This is a genomic window from Ochrobactrum sp. 19YEA23 (assembly GCF_029909865.1).
In the GTDB taxonomy this organism is placed as follows: domain Bacteria; phylum Pseudomonadota; class Alphaproteobacteria; order Rhizobiales; family Rhizobiaceae; genus Brucella; species Brucella gambitense.
The window spans coordinates 256,147-281,207 of sequence record NZ_JASAMQ010000001.1 but is presented as its reverse complement, the minus strand read 5'-3'; the positions used below and the strand labels follow the sequence as shown (position 1 = coordinate 281,207).

Below are 25,061 nucleotides of genomic sequence, written 5' to 3'. Positions count from 1 at the left end.
GGCAGATGATTACGACTTCTTCTTGTCGTCGTCGATTTCTTCATAGTCGGCGTCAACGACATCGTCCTTGGACGAAGCGTGTTCTCCGCCTTCGGCCTCTGCACCTTCAGAAGCCTGCGCTGCCTCATACATGGCCTGACCGAGCTTCATCGCCGTTTCAGCAAGCGTCTGGGTCTTGGTCTTGATATCTTCAGCGTCGTCGCCTTCAAGCGAGGTCTTGAGTGCTGCAACAGCACCTTCGATTGCCTGCTTGTCGTCTTCCGAGACCTTGTCGCCATAATCCTTCAGCGACTTTTCAGTCGAGTGGATCAGGCTTTCGGCCTGGTTCTTGGCTTCAACAGCGTCACGGCGCTTCTTGTCGGCGTCGGCATTGGCCTCGGCGTCCTTGACCATCTTTTCGATGTCGGCATCCGACAGACCACCCGAAGCCTGAATGCGGATCTGGTGCTCCTTGCCGGTGCCCTTATCCTTGGCCGAGACGTTCACGATACCGTTGGCATCGATGTCGAAGGTCACTTCGATCTGCGGCACGCCACGCGGTGCAGGCGGAATGCCCACGAGGTCGAACTGGCCGAGGATCTTGTTGTCGGCAGCCATTTCACGCTCGCCCTGGAAGACGCGGATCGTCACAGCCGACTGATTGTCTTCGGCGGTGGAGAAGGTCTGCGACTTCTTGGTCGGAATGGTCGTGTTGCGGTCGATCAGACGGGTGAACACGCCACCGAGCGTTTCGATGCCGAGCGACAGCGGGGTCACGTCGAGCAGCAGAACGTCCTTGACGTCGCCCTGCAGAACGCCGCCCTGAATTGCCGCGCCCATGGCGACGACTTCGTCCGGGTTCACGCCCTTGTGCGGTTCCTTGCCGAAGAACGCCTTCACGACTTCCTGGATCTTGGGCATGCGGGTCATGCCGCCGACCAGAACCACTTCGTCGATTTCACCAGCCTTGAGGCCAGCGTCCTTGAGAGCGGCCTTGCACGGCTCGATCGTGCGCTTGACGAGATCTTCAACCAGGCTTTCGAACTTGGCGCGCGACAGCTTGATTGCAAGATGCTTCGGACCGCTCGCATCAGCGGTGATGAACGGCAGGTTGATTTCGGTCTGCTGGGCAGCCGACAGTTCAATCTTTGCCTTTTCGGCAGCTTCCTTGAGGCGCTGCAGAGCAAGCTTGTCGTTCTTCAGATCGATGCCGCTTTCCTTCTTGAACTCGGTGATCATGTAGTCGACGATGTGCATGTCAAAGTCTTCACCGCCGAGGAACGTGTCGCCGTTGGTGGACTTCACTTCGAACACGCCGTCGCCGATTTCGAGGACCGACACGTCGAAGGTGCCGCCGCCAAGATCGTATACGGCAATGGTCTTGCCTTCGTTCTTGTCGAGGCCATAAGCCAGCGCAGCAGCGGTCGGCTCGTTGATGATACGCAGCACTTCCAGACCGGCAATCTTGCCTGCGTCCTTGGTGGCCTGACGCTGGGCGTCGTTGAAGTAAGCCGGAACCGTGATAACGGCCTGCGTGACGGTTTCACCGAGATAGGATTCGGCCGTTTCCTTCATCTTCTGAAGGATCATCGCGGAAACCTGCGATGGCGAATACTTCTTGCCGTGAACTTCTACCCACGCATCGCCGTTGTCGCCCTTGACGATGTGGTACGGGACAAGATCCTTGTCCTTGGTTACCATCGGGTCGTCGAAACGGCGACCGATCAGGCGCTTGACTGCAAAAAGGGTGCCTTCTGGATTGGTGACAGCCTGACGCTTCGCAGGCTGACCAGCGAGACGTTCGTCACCATCGGTGAAAGCAATAATGGAAGGCGTCGTACGGGCGCCTTCGGCATTCTCGATGACCTTCGCGCTCTTACCGTCCATGACGGCGACGCAGGAGTTGGTCGTTCCCAGATCGATACCAATAACTTTAGCCATATTTCTCTCCATTCAGCAAACCGCCAAGACCTCTACCGAGCGTTCCATGGGCGGTTCCTACGGTTTTCACAATGCCCGCTTCAAGGTTGGGTTCCGGAGGTTTTTTCTAGAGCCTCCGGCCTGTCATCGAAGCCCTGTGCGAGGCGTATATAAGAAAGGCGCTTTTTCACTGCAAGTCAGAACAGCCGGACAGCCTTAAATTCCTTCCCGGCTATTCTGACAGGTCTGTTTCCAGACGGTTCTATACCTCTACGAAACCACTATTTTTGCCCGCGCGATAGATCGCATCGATAAAGCGCTGATTTGCTTTGGAATTCTCCAATGAAAACAAGCCCACATCCTCGCCCTGCACCGCGCGCACGAAGCTCTGCGCCTGCAACTGATAGTGATTTGCGTCCGAAAACGACCATTCCGTCGCTTCGGTGTGACCTGCGTCATAAAGCGTGATGCGGCCATGACCGTATTTTCCGGTGTTGAACGGCGCATGAACTTCAATGAAGCCCTTGTCGCCGTGGAAAACCATGGTCTGGCGTCCGGCAAGCTGAGTCGCGACATAGAAGGTCATGTCGAAGCCGTCGAATCGCGCCGCGACATTGGCATAGCGGTCGGTGCCGAAATTCGGATCGATTTCGACCGAAGCCTGCACGGAGACCGGTTCCTTGCCCGTCACCATGCGCGTCACAACTGTCGGGTAAACGCCGATATCGGGCAGCGCGCCGCCGCCAAGGTCCGGCTGGTTGCGCATGTTGCCCGGATCGACGTTGAAATAGGTGAAAGCGCCCTGAACATGGCGCAAGGTGCCAATGGCGCCTTCCGCCAGCAATGCGCGCACCTTGATCCACTGCGGATGATAATAGACCATGAAGGCCTCGGCGATCGTGACCTTGTGCTTGTCGCGTGCGGCGATGAGCTGATCGATATCATCGGCCTTGAGCGCGATGGGCTTTTCGCAAAGCACATGCTTGCCGGCTTCTGCGGCCTTGATCGTCCATTCGATATGCTGCGATGTCGGCAGCGGGATATAAACGCCGTCCACCTGATCGCTGGCGAGCAATTCCTCATAGGAGCCGAAGGCAAGCGGAGCGCCGAAACGGTCGGCCACGGCACGGGCACGGGCGTGATCGCGGCTCGCGATTGCATGGACAACGCCGTTATCCGACGCGGCGAATGCGGGAATCACCTGCGTGACGCCGATTTTGGCGGTGGAAAGAATACCCCAGCGGAACATGCCGTTTCCTTCGTTCAGATCGTTACTCTCACAACACGCATTGCCGAATCATTCTGGCGCGTCCCAGTCCTGAAAAGTCAGGTCCGGCCAGTATGAAAGCGCGCGGCGCGCCTTGGTTCGGTGCGTTGCGGCGTTATCGATGGCACGATTAGGCCTGAGACGAAACGAAAAAATGTCGTCGAGGCCGAAGGGCATCTGTAACGTCAGCGTGTTGTCTGTTTCCGCCTTGGCCCCGACGCAATGTGCAATGGTTGAAAACCGCCCGATCGATTCCGTGGCAGAGCGCAGCGGTTCGTAAGGCTGACCGAAGCGCTGTTCGAACCACAGATGTACCCGCGCCTGATTGCGTATTTCCACCGGCAGAGGGAAATCGCTGAAAAGAGCCTTTCCGTGCTCGATCAGCCGGTCTTCCGCCCCCCAGGACAGATCACTTGCATCGAAATAGAAAATATCGACATCTTTGATGCCGTGCAGCACGGGGCGTTCGGTCAGGTGATTCCAGACACTGTTATAAAGCGCGCCCGAAACGATCCAGAATTCCGGACTTTCCTCGCCATTTCCAGCTTGCTTACTGGCCGCAGCAAGATCTTGAAGGCGCGAAAAGACGACAGTCAGGAGTGGATTTTGCAGAATGATATTCGTGAAGACCGCACGCTGTTCGTGCTCTGGCAATCCGGCATAGCGCAGATGGTTCATCCTGCTCATTCCTGTCAATTTGGACCTGAATTCAAGTTTCGGCGCCAAAAGCAAGGCGTATAAAGAAGTTCATGAGTACCGCTCTCAATATTATAAATCGCTAATAAGACTTGTTATTCCGTTCTACACATGCTCTCTGCGCGCTATGCAAACAGGATCTGTTACAAAAGTGCTTGGCATTTTTGCCATTGCCGCCGCTGTCATCGCTTGCTTTGCCCTCGTGGGACTGGCCCTGGTCTACGGGATGTATGGCGTCATCTTTATCGATGGCGTTGCAAGCGCCGTTCTCCTTGTCGTCTTCTCCGCGATATTCTGGTTCACCAAGGTCGACTGGCGCAAGCCCGAAGCGGCCGCGATCATGATTTCGTTCATGGCCTTCACTGCCATGTTCTTCGATAGCCGCGGCAACCCGCTCTATAACCAGCCGCTGGCATGGATTTTCGGCAGTCCCGGAAGTCATATGCAGATCAGGGAAATCGTCAGCCATGGCGGCGGGAGCACCGGCGTGAACTATGATTTCCAGCTCATCAACATCTATGGCGCTGTCGAACGTTCCATTAGCGGCTGGATCGTCATCCCGTTCCGCTTCTTCGAATATCTGGTGGTGCTGTCCGTCGCCGTTTCAATCATCACCTTCATCAGACAACGTTCCGGCAGCAACTGGCTGCCGGACAATGCTCGTGAATAATTCGGGACACAGCGTCCGGTTCTTGAAAGAGGAAAAGCACATGAGACGATTTTCGCCGCGCGCAATCCTGTTTGCGTTTCTGGCAGTCCTTCTGCCTGCCACGGCCTTCGCGCAATCCGCCGATGGGGCCGATCAGAATGCCGCCATCGAGAAAATGAACGCCTATGTTTCGCTTCTCAACCGCACGATCCGCGCATCGGAATCGCTCGGCAGATATGACAGCTGGGTCGATATGAAAAAGGGCCCGACCGGCAAGGAGCGCAATGTCTACGGGCTCTATTCACTCTATGACGTGCGCAGCGAAATCGAAGCCGCCGAGGGCGCGACCAAGGCCGACCCGAAAATGCCCGATCTCGATGCGGCCATGGAAAGCTACATCGCGATTTACCAGAAGCTGGCGCCGGTGATCGAAAAAGCCAGCAAATATTATGATCGCAAGGACTATATGTCCGACAAGTTTGCCGAAGCCAAAGCCTTTCACAAGCAGATTGCCGACTATGCGCCGGAATTCCTGAAGGAGCGTAAGCGCGTGGACGCGCTTCTGGATGAAGAAAAGAGCAAGATCGATCTCGCCGAACTCGACGCCATTGAAAAGGCAGAAGGCAAGAAGGCCAACTGGCATGTTCGCAATGTCATGATGCGCGCCAAGTCGGTGGTCGATTTGCTGCCGGACAATGACAAGCCGGTGGTCGACATGGAAGCCTTCGGCAAGGCCATGGATGTCTATGCCGCTGCCGTACGCGAAATGGACGATTACGCTTCGGAGCATCCGAACTCCTTCCACGTCTTTGAATCGCGCCCGGCAAGCCTGCTCGGCAAATTGCGCTCGTTCCAGCAAGCGCTGCAGAAGACCAAGGGCGACGCCCGCAAGGCACGCGTCGGTTCGGATCTCGAATGGATCGTCAACGACTATAATATGATGGTCTCGACCTCACAGTCGGCCACCATGTTCTCCAAGGACTGATCCGCTTACATCTGTAGCGTCAGAAAAAAGCCGGGGCATGCCCCGGCTTTTTATTGTCGTTTTGAATTGCGATTACATGCGCCGCAAGGCGGGCGGAGCCAGCGTCAGTAACCCGGCCAGCGTCATGGCAAAGCCAACCCACAGTGGCGCGTGCAGACCATATCCTGCCTCCATCGCCTGACCACCGATCCATGGGCCGAGGCCAAGTCCGATATTGATGACCGATGCATGCATCGCATTCACCAATGCACCGGGATGGGCAATGCGCATCACGCGTGCCACAAAGGCGGGGTTCAGCGCAATTCCCGTCAGGCCGATCATCACAATGGCAAGGATCGCAGCCGGCTTGAGTTCTGCGAAGAGCGCGAAGATCAGCATGGCTGCGAGCATCACCACCAGACCAGCGAAGATGGTCATGATCGTGTATCGGTCGGCAAAACGACCGGAAACATAGTTGCCGACAATATTGGCGGCGCCATAGACGGCAAGCAGAAACGGAACCTGCATGGCCGAGAAACCGGCCAGCTCCACGGTGATCGGCGACAGATAGCTGTAAACCGCGAAGGACGAGCCGATGACCAGCGCACTTGTCGCATAGGCCGCCCAGAGCTTCGGCTTGCGCATTTCCGCCAGTTCCGAGCGCAGGTCAGCCTGCGGTCCGTCACGGGTCGTTTCGATCTTCAGCGCGATGACCAGCGCGCAAAGCAGAATCAGCACCACGATGCTCCAGAAGCTGGCGCGCCAGCCGAAAGCATTGGTGATTGCCGTTGCAATCGGCACGCCGAGCACGGTGCAGAGCATCAGTCCGGCAAAGACCAGCGACGATGCCCGCCCCCGCAGTTCCGGCGCAACCAGCTGCGCAGTAATGGCCAGCATGAGGCCGAAACTTGTCGCTGCGGCCATACCGGTCAGCACGCGAGCAGCCAAAAGCACATGGAAATTGCTGGTGGAGGCGGCCACGCTCTGGGCAAGCGCGTAGAAGATCAAAAGGCCCAGAAGCCCGCGCTTATTCTCGATCTTCAGGGCGAGAAACAGCACGGTCACCAGTGGGCCGCCGATCATCATGCCCAAGGCATAGAGCGAGATCAGATTGCCGATATCAGCAATGGACCGGCCAAAAGCCTCCTGAAGCGCAGGCATCATGCCCGAGATCATCAATTCGGAGGTCGTCAGCGCAAAAACGCCGAGACTGAGGCAATAGACAACCATCGGTATTGCCCGCGCCTCTTTACGGGACGCAACTGCCCCTTCCGCCGCAAGGGCGGATTCGCACGAATCGTTCATGGAGACGAATCCCTATTTATGTAATAATGATTATATAATTCATATCGACTTGTTCGGAGACGTCAAGCGAATTATATAAGACAGACTATAGAAAGGGAGGAAAAATGGTTTCGCGCGGTCGCCCGCGCAGTTTCGATCGCGATACTGCGCTGGACAAGGTCATGAAGGTATTCTGGGCCAAAGGCTATGAATGCGCCCAGATCAGCGATTTCACGGCAGCCATAGGCATTACGCCGCCGAGCTTCTATGCCGCTTTCGGCAATAAGGAGCAGGCTTTTCGCGAGGCCGTCGATTTTTACCGGCGCACCATTGGCGCCGCTCCCTTTGCAGCTTTGGAAGACGCCGCCACCATTCAGGATGGCATACGCCTCTGGCTCGAATTGAGCGCGGACAGCGCCTTTGCCTGCCCGGCTGGCGGCTGCATGATCAGCGTCAGCTCGATCCAGTGCAAACCGGAGAATGTGCCGGTCAAGGAGTTCCTGACCGCCATTCGCCATACCAATCAGGAACTGCTTTCCAAGCGCCTGCAACGCGCCTTGCGCGATGGCGACCTGCCAGCAGATACCGATATCACCCAGATGAGTGAGTTCTACCACGCAATCCAGCAGAGCCTTTCCTATGAGGCGCGCGACGGAAGCTCGCGTGCGGCAGTGCAGAAGATCATCGACATGGCCATGCGCGCCATGCCTATGCGTGCGGCTACCCCTGCATGAGTGGCACAATATCCGCAGTTCTGATCCACGTCAGCAATGTTGCAGCTGCTATCGAGTGGTATCGCAAAGCCTTTCCGCACGCAGTTCCCAAACATCTCGAAGCGTTTGATTTCAGCTATCTGCAAATCGGTGAGATCGATCTGGAAATTGTTCCGGCGGACGAAAAGGTTTCGTCCGGTGCGGCGGGAAGTATTGTCTATTGGCACGTCGACAGTTTCGATGAATCACTGGCACTTTTGATGGCCATCGGCGGCAAGCTGTATCGCGGACCGCTCGATATTCAGGATGGCATGCGCATGTGTCAGGTCCAAGACCCATGGGGCAATTGCATCGGCTTACGAGGTTAGAAAAAAGCCCGGCTTGAAGCCGGGCTTTTTGTTTTATGCTTATCCGCGCAGCACGCCGCCGGTCTGTTTGGCGACACTGGCCACCACTTGGCGGGACAGCGCTTCCAGGTCTTCGTCAGTCAGGGTGCGATCCTGTGGTTGTAGCAGCACTTCAACCGCAATCGACTTCTTGCCTTCGCCAAGCGATGCGCCCGTGAAGATGTCGAACACCTGCACGCCGACAATTAGCTTCTTGTCGGCAGCGGAAACCGCTTTCACGACATTGCCTGCTTGAACATTCGCATCCACCACAAAGGCATAATCGCGCTTAAGGCTTTGGAACTGCGACAGGTTGAGCGCAGGCTTCGTGCGGGTTGCCTTTGCCTTCGGCTCAGGGATCGCATCGATATAGATTTCGAAGCCGCAGAGATTGCCCGATACATCGAGCGCTTCCAGCGTGTCCGGATGGAACTCGCCGAACGTGCCGAGAACGACCTTGGGGCCAAGCTTCAGCGTGCCCGAACGGCCCGGATGGAACCATTCCGGACCACCGGCTTCGATCTGGATGCGATCAACCGGTGCACCGGCAGCTTCCAACGCCGCCAGCGCATCGGCCTTGGCGTCGAACACACCAACCGTTGCGGCATTGCCGGACCAGAAACGACCAGCGCCTTCAACGCCTGCCGTTCCACGACGGATACCGCCCGCCACACGGCGCTGCTTCTCCGGCGTGTCGCCTTCGTAAATGCCCGACACTTCGAACAAAGCGATATCGCCGAAACCGCGATCCGCATTGCGCTGTGCCGCAGCCAGCAGGCCCGGCAGAAGCGACGGACGCATATCCGACATGTCGGATGCAATCGGGTTGGCGAGCTTCAGTTCCGGCTGGCCGCCGCCAAATGCCTTGGCCTGCGCTTCGGAAATGAAGGAATAGGTCACCGCTTCCAGCATGCCGCGCGAGGCTAGCATACGGCGGGCATGACGCGTACGGATCTGCAATGTGGTCAGGATGCGGCCATTGACGGCGCCATGGTTCGGCAGCGGCTGCGGCTCGATCTGATTGATGCCGTGAATGCGCATGACTTCTTCAACGAGGTCGGCCTTGCCTTCCACGTCTCCGCGCCATGTCGGCACCGTCGCCTTGATAACCTTGCCGTCACCTTCAACACCGAAGCCGAGGCGCTTGAGAATATCCAGCGAGGCGTCGTAGGAAACCTCGATACCCGTCAGACGCTTTACTTCCGTGACCGGGAAATCGATGACGCGCGGCGCAGGAGCCTTGTAACCGACAACGTCGAGAACCGTCGGCTGTCCGCCGCACAGGTCCAGAACGAGCTTGGTCGCAATTTCCGCACCCGGAACCATCATTTCCGGATCGACGCCGCGTTCGAAACGATAGCGCGCATCCGTGACGATGCCGAGTTCACGGCCCGTACGTGCGATCATGCGGGCATCCCACAGAGCGGATTCGATCAGCACATCGACCGTGTTTTCGTCGCAACCCGAATGCTCGCCGCCCATAATACCGGCAATCGATTCGGGACCGTTCTCATCGGCGATGATGTACATGCCGGCGTTCAGCTTGTACTCGCGCTGGTCGAGCGCCAGAATGGTCTCGCCATCCTTGGCGGCACGCACCGTCAGATTGCCCTTGACCTTGGCTGCATCGAAAACATGCAGCGGACGGCCCTGATCGAAGGTCACGTAATTGGTGATGTCCACCAGTGCATTGATCGGGCGCAGACCGATTGCCTTCAGACGCTGCTGCATCCATTTCGGGCTCGGGCCGTTCTTCACGCCCTTGACCATGCGCAGCGCAAAGCCGAGACAGAACGGGTTTTCCGCATTCTGATCGAGAATGATCTTGACCGGCGTTTCGCCTTCGCCCTTGGCGGCCGCAGGCAGCGTGTTCTTCAGCGTGCCGAGACCGGCGGCTGCCAGATCGCGGGCAATGCCGTGAATGCCGGTGCAATCGGCGCGGTTCGGCGTGAGGCCAATTTCGATGATCGGATCATCAAGCCCCATATAGGCCGCAAAGCTGGTGCCGACCGGCGCATCTTCCGGCAGATCGATGATGCCGTTGTGCTCGTCGGACAGTTCCAGCTCGCGCTCGGAACACATCATGCCGAAGCTTTCGACACCGCGAATCTTGCCGACTGACAAGGTGACATCAAGACCCGGAACATAGTCGCCCGGACGGCCCAGAACACCGACCAGACCCGTGCGGGCGTTCGGCGCACCGCAAACAACCTGTACCGGCTTGCCATCGCCCGTATCGACGGAGAGTACGCGCAGCTTGTCAGCATCGGGATGCTGGGTGGCGCTCACCACCTTGGCGATCTTGAAAGCCTTGAAGGCGGCGCGGTCATCGACCGATTCCACTTCAAGACCGATATCGGTCAGCTTCTCGACGATCTGTTCGAGCGTCGCGTCGGTTTCAAGGTGATCCTTGAGCCAGGAAAGCGTGAATTTCATGATCGTGTTCTTTCCTAAATTTCAGCGTTTGAGCACTTCGACAACGCGAAAGCGCTCGCAAAGCAATTCCATATCCGGGGAGAAACCGCCGTTGCGGCGAAAATAGGCTTCGTGCCCCTTTCGCCATTCTTCCAGCGGGCCTTCACCCTCCTGTTCTGCAAAGGCGGCATCAACCTCATCGAAGCGACAGACCGTCAGTTCAACTGTTTCGATCACCGCTGCAGGGCGGCCAAGACCATCCAGAACCACATCGCGACGTCCGACGACCGGCATCGGCTCGCCGTCTTCACCGAAAGAGGCAAGCGCGGCACAGGTCGCAGTCTTGCGACCCGCCAGTACCAGCGCAAGCAACTCATCGGCAAGTTCTGGCGAATCACCAAAGGCGAAAGTCACCGCATCGCGATAAGGTTCGGGCAGTTGCGTCATGCGCTCAGGCCACCGAACAGTGTCGGCAGATCGAGCGGACGGAAACCGTAATGGTTGATCCAGCGCACATCGGCGTCGAAGAAGGCGCGCAGATCCGGCATGCCGTATTTCAGCATGGCGATGCGATCGATGCCCATGCCCCAGGCAAAGCCCTGATAGACGTCCGGATCATAGCCGGAAGCGCGCAGCACATTCGGATGCACCATGCCGCAGCCCAGAATTTCGAGCCAGTCATTGCCTTCGCCGAACTTCACATGCGGGCCGGAGCGGTCGCACTGGATATCCACTTCGACAGATGGTTCCGTGAACGGGAAGAAGCTCGGACGCATGCGCATCGTCACCGACGGCACTTCGAAGAACGACTTGCAGAACTCTTCCAGCACCCACTTCATGTTGGCGACATTGGCCGACTTGTCCACGACCAGACCTTCGACCTGATGGAACATCGGCGAGTGGGTGGCGTCGGAATCCATACGATAGGTCTTGCCCGGGATCACGATGCGGATCGGCTCGTCGCGGCCTTCCTTGTCACGGATCGCAGCGAACTTCTCCATCGTGTGCACCTGCACCGGCGAGGTATGCGTGCGCAGAAGCTTGCGCTCGCCCTTCTCGTCCGGATTGAAGAAGAACGTGTCGTGCATCTCGCGCGCCGGGTGCCCTTCCGGGAAATTCAGCGCTGTGAAATTGTAGTAATCGGTCTCGATATCCGGACCTTCGGCAATCGAAAAACCCATATCGGCGAAGATCGCGGTGATCTCGTCCACCACCTGCGAAATCGGGTGAATGCGACCGCGCGAAGCAGCGCTTTCACGGACCGGCAGCGTCACATCGAGTTTTTCGCGCTCAAGACGGGCCGCAACGGCCGCCTTGCGCAGCGCGGTCTTGCGCTCGGTCAGCGCATCGGTGACGCGGTTCTTCAAACCGTTGATCGCCGGTCCCTGAATCTGGCGCTCTTCCGGGGTCATGGTGCCAAGCAGTTTCAGCTTTTCGGAAACCGTGCCCTTCTTGCCCAGTGCCGCGACGCGGACCGCTTCAATCGCCTGCTCATCGCTGGCGGCGGCGATTTCGCCCATGATCGTTTGTTCGAGTTGTTCAAGATCGCTCATTTTTAGCTTCCCTGTCGTGCCTGCGGCACTCCACGCCTCTTGTTTGCATCCCTCTCGTGTCCAGGGGACACTCGACGCCTCTTGTTTGCATCCCTGTAGCGCCTGCAACGTCCACGCCTCTTCATCGGCGATATTTGCGGTGGGCACCAGATAAGAAAGAAAAACCCGCGCCAGCCAAGCCAGCGCGGGTTCCCCAAATTCACAATATCACTTGGGAAGGGCTGGCTTAGCGGACAGCGCCTTCAAAAGCGTTCGGCGTTTCGGTGTTCTTGAGGTACTCAAGAGCCTTCTTCGCCGATGCAACCAGCGCACCGAATGCATCCGGTTCGTGGATTGCGATGTCGGACAGGACCTTGCGGTCAACTTCGATACCAGCCTTTGCCAGACCGTCGATGAAACGGCCATAGGTCAGGCCCTGCTCACGGACAGCAGCATTGATGCGCTGGATCCAGAGAGCGCGGAAGGTACGCTTGCGATTCTTGCGATCGCGGTAAGCATACTGCTTCGAACGATCAACTGCAGCTTTAGCGGTGCGGATGGTGTTCTTACGACGACCGCGGAAACCGGCAGCCTGATCGAGAACTTTTTTGTGCTTGGCGTGTGAAGTAACGCCGCGTTTTACGCGTGCCATATTATGATCTCCTTAAAGGACAGCGGCTTAGAGGCCGTTAGGCAGGAACTGTTTTACGATCTTCGCATCTGCTTCCGAGAGCACCATGGTGCCGCGTGCATCGCGAATGAACTTGTTCGAGCGCTTGATCATGCCATGGCGCTTGCCTGCAGCCGCAGCTACAACTTTGCCAGTGCCGGTGATTTTGAACCGCTTCTTGGCGGCCGATTTGGTCTTCATCTTGGGCATTTTGCTACTCCTTCTTTGTGATCTCCGTCGTGCCTGCGGCACTCCACGCCTCTTGTTATGGAGGACGCCCGTGCCAGAAACCGACCGAAATCTGTTTTTACTTTCAGGCAGACCGAGCCTGAAAAGCATACGAAACCGCCACGGCATGCCCTGCCGGGCGGTTCGAACGCGGCCTTATAGGCTTAAAGCCCATAAAACGCAATGGCTGAATCGACTGAAATGACTCAATAAAGCCGCAGCAAAACCGGCAAGGCATGAATGTCCTGCAGGTACTCGATGAACTCAAAGAACGGATAGGCTACGAAGAACACCAGACCGTCCGTAAAGGTGCGATACAGGCGATCCGGCTTCACCGTCACCGTCGCGTCATCATTATAGATCGAGAACTTCGGGAAGAAGCGGGGAACATCCCGGCAATAAGCGCGATATGGCTCACCGAAATTCTGCTCCAGAAACTTCTCCTCCGTGCGGATGACGATGGAAAAGGCAACATAGCAAAGGACGCCGAAGCCGACAGCGACGATGACGCTGCCCGTTTGCGCGCCGATGCCCATGGCGCCAAGCGTACTGAACACATAAAGCGGGTTACGCGTCATCGAATAGGGGCCGCTGCGCACAATTTCGGCGCTCTTGCGCCCGCCGATATACAGCGTGCACCACATGCGCCCGAGAATCGCAGCAACGATGAAGCTGAGGCCGATGGACTCGATATACTCATGCACGCGCCCCACAGCGGAAGAGCGGACGAAAAGCAGCGCGATCACCAGAAGCGCAATCACAACGCCAATCGCCAGACGGCGGCGCTGCTGATACTTCCCCAATTCACCTATTGTCTTCATGATCGTTCCACAGTTGCCATATTCATTGCGGCTCAGTTGCTTAATTGCAAAGAAAAACCGCCCGAAGGCGGCTTTTCCAAGACTATGCTGAAAAATCAGCGCGGTGCGAGCACCATCATCATCTGACGGCCTTCGAGCTTCGGCTCGGACTCGACCTTCGCGATTTCGACGGTGTCTTCCTTGACGCGCTGCAGAAGCTTCATACCAAGCTCCTGGTGCGCCATTTCACGGCCGCGGAAACGCAAGGTGACCTTGACCTTGTCGCCTTCCTCAAAGAAACGCAGAGCAGCTTTCATCTTCACCTCATAGTCATGGGTGTCGATGTTCGGTCGCATCTTGATTTCCTTGATTTCAACCGTTTTCTGCTTCTTGCGTGCCTCGGCGGCCTTTTTCTGGTTCTGATACTTCAGCTTACCAAGGTCTACGATCTTGCAAACCGGAGGCTCTGCGTTCGGCACGATCTCAACGAGATCGAGGCCCGCTTCCTCTGCCATGGCGATAGCTTCCTGAATGGAAACATCACCGTGGTTCTGGCCTTCGGCATCGATAAGCTGGACCCGGGGAACCCGGATGTCACGGTTGGAGCGCGGTCCGTCTTTCTGGACCGGCGTCGCTCTGAACGGTCGGCGAATGGTCGTTATCTCCTGATTGTTAACGTTCATACGGCAAGAACTTTTGTCGCTTACACGACATATCCCCGATCCAACCGCAGTTGAACGCGGAAATGTCGTCAAGCAAGCGGCGAAGTCAATAGCATCTTTGACAGGAAAAATCACCCCCACGTGATAAAGAGCTAAATCAGGGGCGAAAAGCGACATATCGGTCACATTTCCTTCAATTTCAAGGTGTGCCAAACGGGTGGGTCAATCGCGCGGGTTTCCTCGCTCCAAAAGACATGGCAAAAGACATCCCAATTATCGGGAGACTCAGATGAGCAATGCGGGGCCTGAACTGGAGCCGGAATTTCTTGACGTGGACGGCGCGAAGATTGCTGTTCGCCATAGAGAGGGCAAAAATCAGCCCGGACTTGTCTGGTTGGGCGGCTATCGCTCCGACATGCTCGGCACCAAGGCCGTGATTCTTGACCAATGGGCCGAAAAGACCGGCCACAGCGCTCTGAGGCTTGATTATTCCGGCCATGGCGAATCCGGTGGCGACTTCAACGAAGGCACGATCTCGCGCTGGCTTAACGAAAGCCTTGCCGTCTACCACCAATATGCCAAGGGTCAGCAGATTCTTGTCGGCTCATCCATGGGCGGCTGGATCGCGCTGCGCATGGCGCAGGAACTGATGAAGGAAGGCAAGTCGCCTGCCGGCATCGTGCTGATCGCCCCTGCTCCCGATTTCACGGCGGCACTTGTCGAGCCAAGCCTTTCCGACGCGCAGAAGCGCGACCTGCAGGAAAAGGGTTATTTTGAAGAGCCCTCCGATTATTCGCCCAACCCTTACGTCTACACGCGCGCATTGATCGAAGACGGCCGCAAGAACCTCGTGCTCAAGGGCATCATCGAAACGGGCTGCCCCGTCCATATTCTGCAAGGCATGCAGGACCCGGACGTGCCATACAAGCACGCACTGACGCTGGTGGAGCATCTGCCCGTTGACGATGTGACACTGACGCTGGTGCGTGACGGCGACCACAGGCTGTCACGGCCGCAGGATCTTGATCTTCTCATCCGCACGGTTTCCGGTCTGGCAGAACGCGTGACCGCAACAGCATAAACGGGGCATTATCATGCGCTTTTCGGTCATCGCGTCATCGGCGGTTGCTGCCATTGTCGGCTTCGGCGGCACGCTGGCGCTGATCATTGCCGCCGCACAGGTTTTAGGCGCGACGCAGGCCCAAACGGCCAGCTGGGTTACGGCCATCTGCCTTGCCATCGCAGCTTCATCGGCCTGGCTCAGCACGCGCTATCGTATGCCCATCATCGCGGCATGGTCGACACCCGGGCTGGCGCTGATCGGCGCGAGCGCCGGCTTCACCATGGCGGAAGCTGTCGGCGCCTTCATCGTGACAGCGCTGGCGCTGATTGCCACCGGGTTGATCCGCCAGCTTTCGGTGCTGGTGTCGCGCATACCGGCATCGGTTGCCTCCGGCATGCTTGCGGGCGTGCTGCTGAGCTTCGTCATCGCCGCTGCAAAGACAGTCCCCTTTGATCCCGTCTTCGTATTGCCGCTGGTCGCGCTTTTCTTCCTGATCCGCCTCTTCAACCCATCGCTGGCGGTCATCGCCGTTCTGGTGGTCGGCATGATCTTCGCGCTTGTCTCAGGCCGTTCGCCAACCCTGCCCGCCCCGGAAATCTCGACGCTCACCCTCGTCTGGCCCGAATTTCATCTGGGCGCGATGATCGGCCTCGCCTTGCCGCTCTATCTCGTGACCATGGCGTCGCAGAACCTGCCCGGCTTCGCAGTGCTGCGCGCATCGGGCTATGAGCCGCCGACCAGCGCCTGCCTGCGCGTGACGGGCCTGTTCTCCATTCTAACCGCACCCTTCGGCGCATCGACCACCAATCTGGCAGCAATTTCGGCAGCGCTCTGCACCAATCCCGACGCGCATCCAGATCCCACCAAGCGCTGGCTGACCGGTCCGGTCTATGCGGCAATCTATGTGGTGTTCGCTTTGTTCGGCGCATCACTGGTCGCGATCTTCGCCGTCCTGCCGACAACGCTGATTGCGCTGGTCGCCGGTCTTGCCCTGACCGGCCCGTTCATCAACGCCATGTCGCTTGCCCTGAAGGACGAACCGGAGCGCCTCGCAGCCACGGTCACCTTCGCTGTCACCGCCTCCGGCATGGCGTTTTTCGGGGTCGGCTCTGCCTTCTGGGCCCTGATTGCCGGGCTTGCCGTTACTTTTCTCGAACATTTTCGGAAAAAAATTTCGAGATAATCACATTGGTTAGCTCTGACTCCCTCTGAATCGGGCTGGAATCGGATTGCGGCATTCTTGAAATGCCGCAATCCCTTCACCAATTCGAAATCAAGCCGCCAAACACAAATGTCCGCATGATGTGGACCTGGCAGGCCTGATTATTATGGAGCAGACCATGACCAATTCCGCATTGATACGACCGGCATGGACGCCAGCCACGATTGCGCTGATGGTGCTCGGCTTCTTTCTCTTCTGGCCGCTGGGCCTTGCCATGCTCGCCTATATTCTTTGGGGCGACCGCCTCGAAGGGTTCAAGCGCGGCGTCAACGAGAAGACCGATTCCATGTTCGGTTCTTTCCGCAACTGCCGCAAAAGCGAGAGCTTCAACTTTGGCAGCGCAACCGGCAACGCAGCCTTCGACGACTGGCGTCGCGAAGAACTGGACCGTCTTGCCGAAGAGCGCCGCAAGCTTGACGAAGCCCGCGCCGAATTCGGATCCTATGCCGCTGAGCTTCGCCGTGCACGCGACAAGGAAGAGTTCGACCGCTTCATGGCCGAGCGACGCGCTGCCGCCAAGAAGACGCCAGCAAAGGGTGGCAAGAACGACATCACCGATCTTTGATGATGTATAACGCCCTGAAATCTCTCGAAACGGCGCGGTAAAACCGCGCCGTTTTGCTTAAAAAAGCTTTTTTGTCTGGCTTTTCGCGCGAATCGCTTATTCTTAGGCAATGGGCTTATCCTTCCTTCGGCAAATCAGCGGCAACAGGGCATCTGCCAATACGGCAACTGTCCGGAGCGAGCACATCCATGCGGTGGCGGGTCGCGAGTTGCCGTTACGTGTGTTCGAAAACCCGCGTGCCAAGCGTCTGACGCTGCGCATCGAAGCTGGCGGAAAAGGTCTGCGCATCACCGTCCCGCCCGGCCTGCCAGAGCGCGAGGTGCAGAGCTTTCTCAAGCGCCATCAAGGCTGGATCGAAAGCCGCATCACCAAACTGCCGGATCAGCCTGCCGTGCGTCCCGGTGTGAAAATTCCCATTCGCGGCGTGCCGCACCTCATCATGCATCAGCCCGGACGCGGCATAGTAGAGCTTCTTGAAGGCCCAGAAGGCAATGTGCTGCTGGTTCATGGTGATCCCAGCCATTTGCCGCGCCGTCTGGCCGATTATCTCAAAGGGCAGGTGAAGCGGGATATCGAAACGCTGGTGGTGCGCCATACGGCGACTGTCGGGCGCAAGGCCAAGGCTGTCCGCTTCAAGGACACCAAGAGCCGCTGGGGTTCGTGCACCTCGGATGGCGTTCTTTCCTTTTCATGGCGTATCGGCATGGCACCGCCGGCCGTCATCAACTATCTCGTCGCGCATGAAGTCGCGCATCTGATCGAGATGAATCATGGGCCGCAATTCTGGAAACTCTGTCAGGAGCTTTGCCCCGATACGGAACGCTGCAAAGCGTGGCTGAAGCGAAATGGCAGCGCATTACAGGCTATAGACTTTACATGAACCCATCAATATTGACCGCCGCCAAGGTGCTGTGGGACTACCACTGCATTTACGATCCCATTCCGGCATCCGATGTCATCATCGGACTGGGCAGCTACGATCTGCGCGTGGCGGAACGCGCCGCCGATCTCTATCTTGAGGGCATGGCGCCGCTGGTGATCTTTACCGGCAAAAGCGGTCACTGGACCGAAAACCTCTATCCAGCCAGCGAAGCTGAAGCCTTTGCCGAAGTGGCGATGCGGCTCGGTGTGCCCGAAGAAGCAATCACCATCGAACCGAACGCCACCAATATTGGCGAAAACATCCGGTTCTCGCTCGCAAAAATGCTGCCCGGCGTGATCAGCCCGATTTTCGTCACCAAGCCGCAGACACAACGCCGTGTGCACGCCACCGTCGCCCGGCAATGGCCGGAAGCAAAGGCCAGCGTGACCGCGCCGCTCCTTTCCTTCGAAGAGCAGCCGACCCCTTCCTATCCGGTGGAGATGCTCATCAACGAGATGACCGGCGATCTGGAGCGCATTCTGGACTATCCGGCCAAAGGCTACCAGATTGCGCAGGCTGTTCCCATGGAGGTCATGGAAGCGTATGATTTCCTGATCGCACGCGGTTTTGACGGACATACCGTCAGAGATTAGCTGCGAATAGGTGCGAACGGCTTGAGAAGCGCCTCGTTTTGTGCGACGGGAAACCCATGGCTTTGGATATCAAGATATGCGGGCTGAAAACGCCTAATACTGTCGCTGCCGCTCTTGACGGCGGTGCGACTCATATCGGCTTTATCTTTTTTCCAAAGAGCCCACGCAATATCGCACCCGATGCCGCAGCTGCGCTGCGCCCTGCTGCAAGTGGCCGCGCGAAAGTTGTCGCCGTGACGGTGGATGCCGACGATGCGACGCTGGACGAAATCGTCGGCGCCGTAAAACCGGATATTCTGCAGCTGCATGGCCATGAAACGCCGGAGCGCGTGCGCTTTGTCAAAGAGCGCTATGGCCTGCCGGTCATGAAGGCCTTTGCGATCCGCAGCGCCGACGATCTGGCCGCTATCGCGCCCTATAAGGGCATTGCCGACCGCTTCCTGTTCGACGCCAAGCCGCCGAAAGGATCGGAATTGCCGGGCGGCAACGGGGTCTCCTTCGATTGGGGCCTGCTCGATGCGCTTGACGCGGATGTCGATTACATGCTTTCCGGTGGATTGAACGCTGGCAACATTGCCGAGGCGCTGCACGAGACGCACGCGCCGGGCATCGACATATCGTCTGGCGTCGAGCGCGCACCGGGCGAAAAGGACGTGCGTCTCATTGAAGATTTTTTCCAGGCTGTCGCCGATGCGGATGTATCACCGTCCGCCAGACGCGCCTGAACATGACGGAGCTGAAGCGTTGAACAAGCCGGTTGAACCCAATTCCTACAAGACAGGCCCGGATGAAGAGGGCATGTTCGGTATTTTCGGCGGACGTTTCGTCGCCGAGACGCTGATGCCGCTGATCCTCGAATTGCAGGAAGCCTATGAAACGGCCAAGAACGATCCCGAGTTCAAGGCTGAGCTTTCTGCCCTTTCGACCTATTATGCCGGTCGGCCTTCCAAGCTGTATTTTGCTGAAGGCCTGACCAAGCATCTGGGCGGCGCGAAGATTTATTTCAAGCGCGAAGACCTGAACCACACAGGCAGCCACAAGATCAACAACTGCCTCGGCCAGATTCTGCTGGCCAAGCGCATGGGCAAGACGCGCATCATCGCCGAGACCGGCGCTGGCCAGCACGGCGTTGCATCGGCCACCGTCGCCGCACGTTTCGGCCTGCCTTGCGTGGTCTATATGGGCGCGACGGACGTTGAACGTCAGAAGCCGAATGTGTTCCGCATGAAGCTGCTGGGTGCTGAAGTAAAGCCGGTCACGGCTGGCAACGGCACGCTCAAGGACGCGATGAACGAAGCGCTTCGCGATTGGGTCACGAATGTTGAAGACACCTATTACCTGATCGGCACGGCTGCCGGTCCGCATCCTTATCCGGAACTGGTCCGCGACTTCCAGTCTGTCATCGGCACGGAAGCGCGCCAGCAGATCCTCGAACAGGAAGGCCGCCTGCCGGATGTCATTATCGCGGCTGTCGGCGGCGGTTCCAATGCCATTGGCCTGTTCCATCCTTTCCTCGACGACGCATCGGTCAAGATCGTCGGCGTCGAGGCAGGCGGGCACGGTCTCGACGGTGACGAGCATTGCGCATCGATGAGCGCGGGTCGTCCCGGCGTTCTGCATGGCAACCGCACCTATCTGCTTCAGAACGAAGACGGCCAGATTCTCGAAGGCCATTCGGTTTCTGCCGGTCTCGACTATCCGGGCGTCGGCCCGGAACATTCCTGGTTGAAGGATTCGGGTCGCGTTGACTATGTGCCGATCCTCGACACGGAAGCACTGGATGCCTTCCAGCTTGCAACCCGCGTCGAAGGCATTATCCCGGCGCTGGAATCCGCCCATGCCATTGCGCAGGCCGTCAAGATGGCCCCGACCATGGGCAAGGACCAGATCATGATCGTCAACCTGTCTGGCCGTGGCGACAAGGACGTCCATACGGTCGGCAAGTTGCTCGGCATGGATATCTGAGGACAGAATGGGCAAAGACGCTGCCGAGCTTTCCACCTACAGACCGCGCGCCGCATGGTTCGACGGGCTGACGGAATGCGGCCCGGCGACGATCAAGCTCAACATCATCGAAGCGGACTCTTCCAATCCGCTTGCCGAAGCTGCGGTGGGCATCGCCCGCAGGCAGATCGCAAATGCTGCGGCAAGGCTTGAAGCCCTGCCGCATCAGGACGCCGGTTTCGCCATTCTCCACCAGGGTGAGGAAAGCCTCTGGCTTCTGCTTCATTGGTGGCTGGAAGGCGGCATCGCAACGGAAATGCTGTGGCAGTCCGAACTCGGCGACGAGATCGAATTCATGCCCGCACAGCCCTTGCTGATGGCCTGCGTCTGGGAACTCGGAATTATTGACTTTGAACGGCGCGCTTGGATGGAGACGGCCATGTCTGGCAAACCCATCGCCGATTATCTTGCGCGCACTTTGCCACGGGGCACGGTATGACCACTCGCATCGACACCAAATTCGCCGCATTGAAGACCGAGGGCCGTCCGGCGCTGGTCACCTATTTCATGGGTGGCGATCCCGACCTCGAAACCTCGCTCAAGGTCATGAAGGCGCTGCCGAAGGCCGGTGCGGATGTGATCGAGCTGGGCATGGCCTTTTCCGATCCGATGGCTGACGGCCCGGCGATTGAAGCTGCTGGCCTGCGCGCCCTGAAAGCCGGACAATCGCTGACCAAGACGCTCTACATGGCTGCCGAATTCCGCAAGGAAGACGACACGACCCCGATCGTGCTGATGGGCTATTACAACCCGATCTATATTTATGGCGTCGAGCGCTTCCTTGCCGATGCCAAGGCTTCGGGCGTCGATGGCCTGATCATTGTCGATCTGCCGTCGGAAATGGATGCCGAACTTTGCGTCCCGGCCATGAAAGCCGGTATCAACTTCATTCGCTTGACCACGCCGACCACCGACGACAACCGTCTGCCGAAGGTTCTGCATAATGCATCGGGCTTTGTCTATTATGTCTCGATGAACGGCATTACCGGCTCGGCCATCGCCGACACGGCGCGCGTCGGCGACGCGGTGCGTCACATCAAGAAGAGCACCGATCTGCCGATCTGCGTCGGCTTTGGCGTCAAGACGCCGGAACAGGCTGCCGCTATTGCCGCCCATGCGGATGGCGTCGTCGTCGGCACGGCAATCGTCAATGCGGTGGCCGGTGAATTGACGCCGGAAGGCGCCCTTAAGGGCGATCCTGTGGCCGCTGTCAGCAAACTTGTCGGTGCACTGGCGCAAAGCGTTCGCACGACACGCCTTGAAGCCGCCCAATAAATCGTCCATTTAAGCGGGTAGAGTTGCTTTTCCGCATGAGCGGGCGCAAAGACGCCCGCACTTTCTGTCGGAAATGCTTGCCGTCGAAGAACAAGAAACGGAACCAAACGTCATGAACTGGATCACCAACTACGTTCGTCCGAAGATCAACTCGATGCTTGGTCGTCGCGAAATGCCGGAAAACCTCTGGATCAAGGATCCGTCGACCGGCGAGATGGTGTTCCACAAGGATCTGGAGAGCAACCAGTTCGTGATCCCGTCTTCGGGCCATCACATGCGCATCAAGGCGAAAGATCGCCTGCGCTTCTTCTTCGACAATGGCGAATATACCACGCTTGAAGCGCCGAAGGTTCCGGTTGATCCGCTGAAATTCCGCGACGAGAAGAAATATATCGACCGTCTCAAGGATTACCGCACCCGCACCGGCATGGACGATGCCATCATCAACGGCCTCGGTACCATCGAAGGCCTGCCGATTGTTGCCACCGTGCAGGATTTCGGCTTCATGGGCGGCTCGCTCGGCATGGGTGCCGGCGAGGCGATCATTCAGGGCTTCGAAAAGGCCATCGAGCTGAAGCGTCCGCTGGTTCTGTTCGCTGCATCAGGCGGCGCGCGCATGCAGGAAGGCATTCTCTCGCTGATGCAGCTTCCGCGCACCACTGTTGCCGTGGAAATGCTGAAAGAAGCGGGCCTGCCTTACATCGTCGTGCTCACCAACCCGACCACGGGTGGCGTGACGGCTTCCTACGCCATGCTGGGCGACATCCATATCGCTGAACCGGGTGCCCTGATCGGCTTTGCCGGTCCGCGCGTGATCGAACAGACCATCCGCGAAAAGCTGCCGGAAGGCTTCCAGAGCGCTGAATACCTGATGGAACACGGCATGGTGGACATGGTTGTTCCACGCACCGAGCTGAAGGAAACGATTGCACGTCTCCTGAAAATCATGACCAAGCAGCCGGCCAACACCGACAGCCCGGTATCGCCAACGCCGGATATCGACAGCAAGGCGGCCTGATATGGGCAGCCAGATCGTGGCAGGCAAGGCGGCTGCCGCTATCGAGCGGCTGATGCAACTGCATCCGAAAGGATTTGACCTCTCCCTGGACCGCATTCGCGGTCTGTTGGAGAGGCTTGGCAATCCGCACCTCAAACTACCGCCCGTGATCCATATTGCCGGTACCAACGGCAAGGGATCTGCGACCGCCTTCTGCCGTGCCATTCTTGAAGCGGGCGGTTTTGACGTCCACGTCCACACCTCTCCGCATCTGGTCAACTGGCACGAGCGCTATCGTCTGGCTGCGCCCGGCGGCGGCAAACTCGTCGAGGACGACGTTCTGGCCGATGCCATCGAGCGCGTCGCAACTGCCAATGGCGGCCAGCACATTACGGTCTTTGAAATTCTCACCGCCGTAGCTTTCGTGCTGTTTGCCGAGCATCCGGCTGATGTCGTCATCATGGAAGTCGGCCTTGGCGGTCGCTTCGACGCGACCAATGTCATTCCCGAACCGGCCGTATCGCTGATCATGCCGGTCTCCATCGACCATCAGGCTTTTCTCGGCGACCGCGTGGAGCTGATCGCCGCCGAAAAGGCCGGGATCATCAAGAAGGATTGCCCGGTTGTTGTTGGCTTTCAGCCTTTCGATGCGGCGCGGGAAGTGCTCGTTTCCACGGCGGATCGTCTGGGCTGCCCGGTTTCGGTCTATGGACAGGATTTCCTGGCCTTTGAAGAACATGGCCGCATGGTCTTCCAGAATGAAGACGGGCTGATCGACCTGCCGCTGCCACGCTTGCCCGGCCGTCACCAGATTGCCAATGCCGCCGCCGCTATCGAAACGGTGCAGCTTGCAGGCTTCAATATCCCCGACAAGGCCGTTGAAAAAGCGCTGATGGTTGTGGATTGGCCCGCGCGCATGCAGCGACTGACGCACGGCACACTGGTCGATCTCGCACCCGCAACGTCGGAAATCTGGCTCGACGGTGGTCACAATCCGGGCGCAGGCGCAGTGATTGCAGAAGCTTTCGGCGATCTCGAAGAACGCAATGCGCGCCCGTTGTTCCTGATTACCGGCATGATCAACACCAAGGACCCTGTCGGCTATTTTGAGGCTTTTGCGGGCATGGCGCGCCATGTCTTCACCGTGCCGATTCCATCCAGCGATGCGGGCATACCGAACGATGCGCTGGCCGTATCGGCCCAAAAGGCCGGCCTGTCAGCCGAACCGGTCCACTCGGTCGCCAATGCGCTGAAGCTCCTGCATGATACATGGCCTGCCGATGAAATCCCACCACGCATCCTGATTGGTGGCTCGCTCTATCTGGCTGGCGAAGTATTGGAAGAGAACAATACGCCACCAACCTAATAAATTTAGAATATTATGAGATAATTATTAATCACTATTTCGCCTTTATTTATATCCATTAATTACTGATTGTATTTTTAATGATGGATATTTAAATGCGAAATACAATTATTATTTCAACAATTCTATTTATGGGCTTTTCGGCTGCGTCTTCTTTTGCTGCGAGTACTACAAACAGAGCCAATGCAAAGGGAACTGGCATCAAGGTAATGCCATTTTGTGCTATCGGCACGAATCCTTCTGCCGACGGCAAATACTATATTCTGGGCACGCATGACGAATGCAAGCCGATTAATACCGGCAACACCGACATCAAGAAGAAGTTGAAATAAGCCCACGCGGGCTTCTTCAAGCAATAAAAAACCCGGCACCAAGGCCGGGTTTTTTATTGGAATGCTGTTATGCCGTCTTAACACGCATCTTTTCCGAAAACCGTATCACACTTTTCGGGATGCGCTTTGATTAAGCGGCAGAAGCCTTGATCCAGTCGGCAAGACGGCTCTTCGGAGCAGCGCCAACCATATTGGCTGCGAGTTCGCCGTCCTTGAACATCAGGAGCGTCGGGATCGAGCGCACGCCGAACTGGGCTGCGAGTTCCGGATTCTCATCGATGTTGACCTTGGCGATCTTGACCTGACCGGCCATTTCCGCAGCGATCTCGTCGAGCGCCGGGGCGATCATCTTGCATGGACCGCACCATTCCGCCCAGAAATCCACCACGACCGGCTCGTTCGACTGAAGAACGTCCGACTGAAAATTGCTGTTATCGACCTTAACGGTTGCCATAGGGCTATCCTCTACATTGGTAAGAACGGCAGACATCTTCACAGACTCACACGCAATCCGCTCTTTCTTCGCTATATCATGTGGCGTGTCCGCTGCCATCCGT

29 protein-coding genes are annotated in these 25,061 nt (G+C 57.7%); 17 read left to right on the top strand and 12 right to left on the bottom strand.

From position 1 onward, the window contains the following. Positions 1–9: 9 nt before the first annotated feature. The 3 genes from dnaK to QBD01_RS01265 form a co-directional block, all read right to left on the bottom strand. Complete coding sequence (gene dnaK, locus QBD01_RS01275) at positions 10–1,920, bottom strand: molecular chaperone DnaK (RefSeq protein WP_280991305.1); 1,911 nt, start codon at positions 1,918–1,920, stop codon at positions 10–12. 241 nt (positions 1,921–2,161) lie between these two features. Next, complete coding sequence (locus tag QBD01_RS01270) at positions 2,162–3,148, bottom strand: Gfo/Idh/MocA family oxidoreductase (RefSeq protein ID WP_280991304.1); 987 nt, start codon at positions 3,146–3,148, stop codon at positions 2,162–2,164. A 48-nt stretch (positions 3,149–3,196) separates the two neighbouring features. Continuing rightward, positions 3,197–3,844: a nucleotidyltransferase family protein gene (locus QBD01_RS01265; protein ID WP_280991303.1), complete on the bottom strand. Its 648-nt coding sequence runs from the start codon at positions 3,842–3,844 to the stop codon at positions 3,197–3,199. A gap of 169 nt (positions 3,845–4,013) precedes the next feature. Here QBD01_RS01265 and QBD01_RS01260 point away from each other — a divergent pair, with 169 nt between their 5' ends. Together QBD01_RS01260 and QBD01_RS01255 are read left to right on the top strand one after the other, a co-directional pair. Beyond that, a complete protein-coding gene (locus QBD01_RS01260; protein ID WP_280991302.1) occupies positions 4,014–4,532 on the top strand; it encodes a hypothetical protein in 519 nt (172 codons plus the stop codon). 40 nt (positions 4,533–4,572) lie between these two features. Continuing rightward, the gene (locus tag QBD01_RS01255; RefSeq protein ID WP_280991301.1) at positions 4,573–5,496 is read left to right on the top strand and encodes a YiiG family protein; all 924 of its coding nucleotides are present in this window, start codon (positions 4,573–4,575) and stop codon (positions 5,494–5,496) included. A gap of 72 nt (positions 5,497–5,568) precedes the next feature. On the opposite strand, the gene QBD01_RS01250 is transcribed toward QBD01_RS01255, so the two are convergent. Next, positions 5,569–6,780, bottom strand: coding sequence for an MFS transporter (locus QBD01_RS01250; protein ID WP_280991300.1), 1,212 nt, complete (start codon positions 6,778–6,780; stop codon positions 5,569–5,571). Between the two features lie 104 nt (positions 6,781–6,884). On the opposite strand from QBD01_RS01250, the gene QBD01_RS01245 reads away from it, so the two are divergent. Together QBD01_RS01245 and QBD01_RS01240 are read left to right on the top strand one after the other, a co-directional pair. Next, positions 6,885–7,493: a TetR/AcrR family transcriptional regulator gene (locus QBD01_RS01245; protein WP_280991299.1), complete on the top strand. Its 609-nt coding sequence runs from the start codon at positions 6,885–6,887 to the stop codon at positions 7,491–7,493. Further along, positions 7,490–7,840, top strand: coding sequence for a VOC family protein (locus tag QBD01_RS01240; protein WP_280991298.1), 351 nt, complete (start codon positions 7,490–7,492; stop codon positions 7,838–7,840). The genes QBD01_RS01245 and QBD01_RS01240 overlap by 4 nt, the downstream gene beginning before the upstream one ends. Positions 7,841–7,879: 39 nt before the next feature. Here QBD01_RS01240 and pheT read toward each other — a convergent pair whose 3' ends face one another. The 7 genes from pheT to infC form a co-directional block, all read right to left on the bottom strand. Beyond that, entirely contained in the window at positions 7,880–10,294 is a 2,415-nt protein-coding gene (gene pheT, locus QBD01_RS01235; protein ID WP_280991297.1) for a phenylalanine--tRNA ligase subunit beta, read from the bottom strand. Positions 10,295–10,315: 21 nt separating this feature from the next. Further along, positions 10,316–10,720 (bottom strand): ASCH domain-containing protein, encoded by a 405-nt coding sequence (locus tag QBD01_RS01230; protein ID WP_280991296.1) that lies wholly within the window; start codon positions 10,718–10,720, stop codon positions 10,316–10,318. Then, a complete protein-coding gene (gene pheS / locus QBD01_RS01225; RefSeq protein WP_280991295.1) occupies positions 10,717–11,826 on the bottom strand; it encodes a phenylalanine--tRNA ligase subunit alpha in 1,110 nt (369 codons plus the stop codon). Before pheS ends, QBD01_RS01230 begins: the two co-directional genes overlap by 4 nt. 226 nt (positions 11,827–12,052) lie before the next feature. Further along, entirely contained in the window at positions 12,053–12,457 is a 405-nt protein-coding gene (gene rplT, locus QBD01_RS01220) for a 50S ribosomal protein L20 (protein WP_078337671.1), read from the bottom strand. A 27-nt stretch (positions 12,458–12,484) separates the two neighbouring features. Beyond that, positions 12,485–12,685 (bottom strand): 50S ribosomal protein L35, encoded by a 201-nt coding sequence (gene rpmI, locus QBD01_RS01215; protein ID WP_024898386.1) that lies wholly within the window; start codon positions 12,683–12,685, stop codon positions 12,485–12,487. A 224-nt stretch (positions 12,686–12,909) separates the two neighbouring features. After that, a complete protein-coding gene (locus tag QBD01_RS01210; protein WP_280991294.1) occupies positions 12,910–13,524 on the bottom strand; it encodes an isoprenylcysteine carboxylmethyltransferase family protein in 615 nt (204 codons plus the stop codon). A gap of 95 nt (positions 13,525–13,619) precedes the next feature. Further along, positions 13,620–14,072, bottom strand: a complete 453-nt coding sequence (gene infC / locus QBD01_RS01205; RefSeq protein ID WP_377514034.1) for a translation initiation factor IF-3 — start codon at positions 14,070–14,072, stop codon at positions 13,620–13,622. On the opposite strand from infC, the gene QBD01_RS25400 reads away from it, so the two are divergent. The 13 genes from QBD01_RS25400 to QBD01_RS01145 all read left to right on the top strand — a co-directional run bounded on the left by QBD01_RS25400 (position 14,049) and on the right by QBD01_RS01145 (position 24,504). Further along, positions 14,049–14,240: a hypothetical protein gene (locus QBD01_RS25400; RefSeq protein ID WP_318282643.1), complete on the top strand. Its 192-nt coding sequence runs from the start codon at positions 14,049–14,051 to the stop codon at positions 14,238–14,240. The genes infC and QBD01_RS25400 overlap by 24 nt on opposite strands. A gap of 214 nt (positions 14,241–14,454) precedes the next feature. Then, a complete protein-coding gene (locus QBD01_RS01200; RefSeq protein WP_280991293.1) occupies positions 14,455–15,246 on the top strand; it encodes an alpha/beta hydrolase in 792 nt (263 codons plus the stop codon). Between the two features lie 13 nt (positions 15,247–15,259). After that, on the top strand, positions 15,260–16,411 hold the full coding sequence (locus QBD01_RS01195) for a benzoate/H(+) symporter BenE family transporter (RefSeq protein WP_280991292.1): 1,152 nt from the start codon (positions 15,260–15,262) through the stop codon (positions 16,409–16,411). 157 nt (positions 16,412–16,568) lie between these two features. Further along, a complete protein-coding gene (locus tag QBD01_RS01190) occupies positions 16,569–17,015 on the top strand; it encodes a DUF2852 domain-containing protein (protein ID WP_280991291.1) in 447 nt (148 codons plus the stop codon). Positions 17,016–17,124: 109 nt separating this feature from the next. Further along, positions 17,125–17,895: a M48 family metallopeptidase gene (locus tag QBD01_RS01185; protein WP_280991290.1), complete on the top strand. Its 771-nt coding sequence runs from the start codon at positions 17,125–17,127 to the stop codon at positions 17,893–17,895. After that, entirely contained in the window at positions 17,892–18,530 is a 639-nt protein-coding gene (locus QBD01_RS01180; RefSeq protein WP_280991289.1) for a YdcF family protein, read from the top strand. Before QBD01_RS01185 ends, QBD01_RS01180 begins: the two co-directional genes overlap by 4 nt. A gap of 56 nt (positions 18,531–18,586) precedes the next feature. Then, complete coding sequence (locus QBD01_RS01175) at positions 18,587–19,255, top strand: phosphoribosylanthranilate isomerase (RefSeq protein ID WP_280991288.1); 669 nt, start codon at positions 18,587–18,589, stop codon at positions 19,253–19,255. 19 nt (positions 19,256–19,274) lie between these two features. Beyond that, the gene (gene trpB / locus QBD01_RS01170) at positions 19,275–20,495 is read left to right on the top strand and encodes a tryptophan synthase subunit beta (protein ID WP_113533760.1); all 1,221 of its coding nucleotides are present in this window, start codon (positions 19,275–19,277) and stop codon (positions 20,493–20,495) included. A 7-nt stretch (positions 20,496–20,502) separates the two neighbouring features. Continuing rightward, the gene (locus QBD01_RS01165; RefSeq protein ID WP_280991287.1) at positions 20,503–20,973 is read left to right on the top strand and encodes a hypothetical protein; all 471 of its coding nucleotides are present in this window, start codon (positions 20,503–20,505) and stop codon (positions 20,971–20,973) included. Beyond that, on the top strand, positions 20,970–21,809 hold the full coding sequence (gene trpA, locus QBD01_RS01160; protein ID WP_182518981.1) for a tryptophan synthase subunit alpha: 840 nt from the start codon (positions 20,970–20,972) through the stop codon (positions 21,807–21,809). Before QBD01_RS01165 ends, trpA begins: the two co-directional genes overlap by 4 nt. Positions 21,810–21,921: 112 nt before the next feature. Then, on the top strand, positions 21,922–22,827 hold the full coding sequence (gene accD, locus QBD01_RS01155) for an acetyl-CoA carboxylase, carboxyltransferase subunit beta (RefSeq protein WP_280991286.1): 906 nt from the start codon (positions 21,922–21,924) through the stop codon (positions 22,825–22,827). Between the two features lie 52 nt (positions 22,828–22,879). Further along, complete coding sequence (locus tag QBD01_RS01150) at positions 22,880–24,172, top strand: folylpolyglutamate synthase/dihydrofolate synthase family protein (protein WP_078337819.1); 1,293 nt, start codon at positions 22,880–22,882, stop codon at positions 24,170–24,172. Positions 24,173–24,267: 95 nt separating this feature from the next. After that, on the top strand, positions 24,268–24,504 hold the full coding sequence (locus tag QBD01_RS01145) for a hypothetical protein (protein ID WP_280991285.1): 237 nt from the start codon (positions 24,268–24,270) through the stop codon (positions 24,502–24,504). Positions 24,505–24,634: 130 nt separating this feature from the next. Here QBD01_RS01145 and trxA read toward each other — a convergent pair whose 3' ends face one another. Continuing rightward, entirely contained in the window at positions 24,635–24,958 is a 324-nt protein-coding gene (gene trxA, locus QBD01_RS01140; protein ID WP_078337659.1) for a thioredoxin, read from the bottom strand. Between the last annotated feature and the right edge of the window lie 103 nt (positions 24,959–25,061).